This window comes from Nocardia sp. JW2 (assembly GCF_051843015.1).
Taxonomy (GTDB): Bacteria; Actinomycetota; Actinomycetes; order Mycobacteriales; family Mycobacteriaceae; genus Nocardia; species Nocardia coubleae.
In genome coordinates this window covers 1-3,517 of sequence record NZ_JBPXLK010000055.1, presented here as the reverse complement: position 1 = coordinate 3,517, position 3,517 = coordinate 1, and the positions used below count along the sequence as shown (strand labels likewise).

The window sequence follows — 3,517 nt, the reverse complement described above, 5'->3', positions numbered from 1 at the left end:
CCCCCCCCCCCCCCCCCCCCCCCCCCCCCCCCCCCCCCCCCCCCCCCCCCCCCCCCCCCCCCCCCCCCCCCCCCCCGGCCCTCCAGGGGCCGCGCTCGAGCGCGCCAGCGCTCCAAAAATACAGCCCAATACCTTCGTGGTGCACAAAACACCGCAGTGGTTCCACACGGCTGGGAACGCGGTAGGTGAACCACTCGAGTGGAACCAGTCCAATACCCCGCACATCGACCACAACCATCGCGACTACCCCAAGCGACTGACGACACCCCAAACAGCAACAGCCGCCGACCGGAATCCCTTAAGAGACCCCAGCCGACGGCTGCGCATTCAACCAACTACTAAGCGTCCCCACCAGTCAATTCGGTAGCACGCTCCTCCGCATCAGTCTCACCATCTTCATCAGCAGCCGCAGCATTGAGGAACCACTGCAACCCCTCATCAGTACGCCCAGCAGCCACAAGAGCATCGGCATACGCATAGAACAACCGCGCAGCAGCCGACCCCGTACGAGCCGGATTCAGATCCGACGACTGCAGCGTCACCACAGCCTGATCGAACTGCCCCAGATCCATCCGGGCGCCGGCGACAACGATCCGCAACTCGGTCGCCTCGTCACCGGTAAGCGCCTGCGCTTCCTCACTACGCCCCAACTCGATGGCCCGCTCCGGCCGCCCGAGCCCACGCTCACAGTCGGCCATCACAGCGAGCAGCCCGGACCCACCCGACATGCGTCGCGCGGTCCGCAGCTCCGAGAGTGCCTCGGCCCATTCCTCGGCGTGATAGGCCACCACACCGGCGGTCTCACGCACGACAGCGATGCGCCCCGCCCGCTGCCTGGCGGCCCTGGCATGGGCCAGCGCGAGCCGCGGATCGTCTTCGAGCAGCTCGACGGCCATGACCATGTGCCGAGCGACGGTCTCGGCATTGCTCTTGTCCAGGCTCAGCAGATCGCGGCGCACAGCCGGATCGAGATCGGAGGCCTGCACGTCCTCGGGGATATCGGGCTCTTCCGGACGGGCCGCCCGACGATCGGTCGGCCTGCCGCCCGCGGCACGAGCGCCCTCGCCGCCACGACGGCGATCATCGTTGTCGAACCGGCTGTCGCCCGAGTCGCGGTAACCGCTCCCGCCGCGGTCGCCACCACGGCCCGAACGGTCGTCACCACGCGGTGCACGGTCGCTACCACGATCCGAGCGGAAGCCTCCACGACTGGAACGATCATCGTCGCGGTCGCCGCCGCGTGCCCGATCATCCACACGGCTCGAGTCGTCTGCACCACGATCCGAGCCGACGTCTTCGCGGTCCGAACGATCGTCGGAACGGACCGAATCCTCGCTCTCACGGGATGCACGAGCGGAGTCACGATCCGAATCGTCGCTGCCGCGGTCAGGTCCGGAGCTCGCGCGATCCGAATCGTTCTCGCCGGCGTTCGAGCTGTCGACATCGGCGACCGCTGGTTCCGCGGCGTTGTCCGAGCCGCGCGACTTCGTGTTGTCATCGATGTCGCCGATCGGGCTGTTGCTCGCACGGCGATCGTCGGCGCCCGAGCCAGTTGCCTGGTCGTCGTTGCCCGAGAGCTCGGAGCGAGTGCCACCGGAGTCACCAGGCTGGTCGTCGTGGTCCGAGCTCTTCCGGTGCTCGGACTCGCTCGAGCCGCCTGCCCCTTCACGCCCGGAATCGGCGGCGCCGGAATCCACGGGTTCGGTCGACGACTTGCCCTGCTCAGTGGACGCGTCCTCGGCCACGCGGTCTGCCGGAGCACCCTCGGCGTCGCCCGCCGAGATCACGCCGAGCACATCGCCTTCGCGTTCCTTCCGCTTCTCACGGTAGGTGCCGTCCAGGGGCGCGCCGTCCTCGCCGACGTACTTGCCGCGACCGCCGGCCCCGGTATTGCGCTTGAACCCACCGCGGCCACGGTCGTCGTCGCGACGGGCACCACGATCGTCATCGCGTCGCTGATACCCGCCCCGATCGGAGCTGCCACCCCGCGAACGGTCATCACCTTCCTTGCGGCGGAACCCACCCTGGTCTCCACCGCGATCGAATCCACCGCGCGAACGGTCGCCGCCCTCGCTGCGACGGAAACCGCCACGATCCCCACCACGATCCGAGGAACCACGCGAACGATCGTCGCCTTCGTTCCGCCGGAAGCCACCGCGATCCCCACCGCGATCCGAACTACCGCGCGAACGGTCATCGCCCTCGTTACGGCGGAAGTCGCCGCGATCGCCGCCACGATCCGAAGAGCCACGCGAACGATCGTCGCCTTCGTTCCGCCGGAAGCCACCGCGATCCGAGCTGCCGCGCGAACGGTCGTCACCTTCATTACGTCGGAAGCCACCACGGTCCGAACTACCGCTTCGGCGGTCGTCGCTGCCACGGAATCCACCACGGTCTCCGCTGCGATCGAACCCGCCGCGCGAACGGTCGTCGCCTTCGTTCCGCCGGAAGCCACCGCGATCGGAACTACCGCGCGAACGGTCATCGCCTTCGTTACGACGGAAACCGCCACGATCGCCACCGCGATCCGAGCTGCCGCGCGAACGATCATCGCCCTCGCTGCGCCGGAAACCGCCACGATCGGAACCACCACGACGGTCGTCATTGCCGCGGAAACCACCGCGATCCGAACTACCGCGCGAACGGTCGTCGCCTTCGTTACGTCGGAAGCCACCACGGTCCGAACTACCGCTTCGGCGGTCGTCGCTGCCACGGAAACCACCACGGTCTCCGCCGCGATCGAACCCGCCGCGCGAACGGTCATCGCCCTCGTTCCGTCGGAAGCCACCGCGATCGCCACCGCGATCCGAGCTGCCGCGCGAACGGTCATCACCCTCGTTGCGTCGGAATCCACCACCGCCACGGGGGCGGTCGTCATCGTTGCGACGGGAGCCGCCGCGGTCACCACCGCGGTCGAAACCGCCTGCGGGGCGGTCGGATTCGTCGCGACGGCGGAAGCCACCACGATCACCGGAACCACCGCGTGCGGCGTCGTCGCGCCGGGGGTAGCCGCCCTTGCCGCTGTCGTCGCGGCGCTGGTAGCCACCGCGGTCCGAACCCCCACGATCGCCGCTGTCGTCGCGGCGGAAACCGCCTCGGTCGCCGGAACCGCCGCGATCGTCACGGTTGTAGCCGCCGCGGCCGTAGCCGCCTGCCGAGCCACGATTGTCGCCCTGACCGCCACGGGGGCGGTCGGTCGGTTCGCCGCGCCGGCCGAAACCGCGGGCGTCTCCGTCCCGGCGGAAAGACTTCCGTCCGTCGTTGTGTTCCGACACGGCGATCCCTTTCTAGGTTCCCCGGCCTCCGGGGAGAGTTGTCATGGCCCCGCCTGCAAAGAATTCAACCACGGGCGGACAACGGGGCATCGTCCGCCTGGCGTGCCGGGGACATTTCTGCCCCACAAACGCCGATAGGGGACCCAAATAAGGGTCCCCTATCGCAATGATTGTCCGGCGGTGTCCTACTCTCCCACACCCTGTCGAGTGCAGTACCATCGGCGCAGGTGGCCTTAGCTTCC

General features: G+C 68.7%; 2 protein-coding genes. One reads left to right on the top strand and one right to left on the bottom strand.

Features of this window, described 5'->3' with window-relative positions:
- Nucleotides 1-338: 338 nt before the first annotated feature.
- Entirely contained in the window at nt 339-1,256 is a 918-nt protein-coding gene (locus tag ACSVDM_RS30725) for a hypothetical protein (RefSeq protein ID WP_084457189.1), read from the bottom strand.
- 360 nt (nt 1,257-1,616) lie between these two features.
- Here ACSVDM_RS30725 and ACSVDM_RS30720 point away from each other — a divergent pair, with 360 nt between their 5' ends.
- A complete protein-coding gene (locus ACSVDM_RS30720; protein ID WP_439269161.1) occupies nt 1,617-3,413 on the top strand; it encodes a hypothetical protein in 1,797 nt (598 codons plus the stop codon).
- The last annotated feature ends 104 nt before the right edge of the window (nt 3,414-3,517 follow it).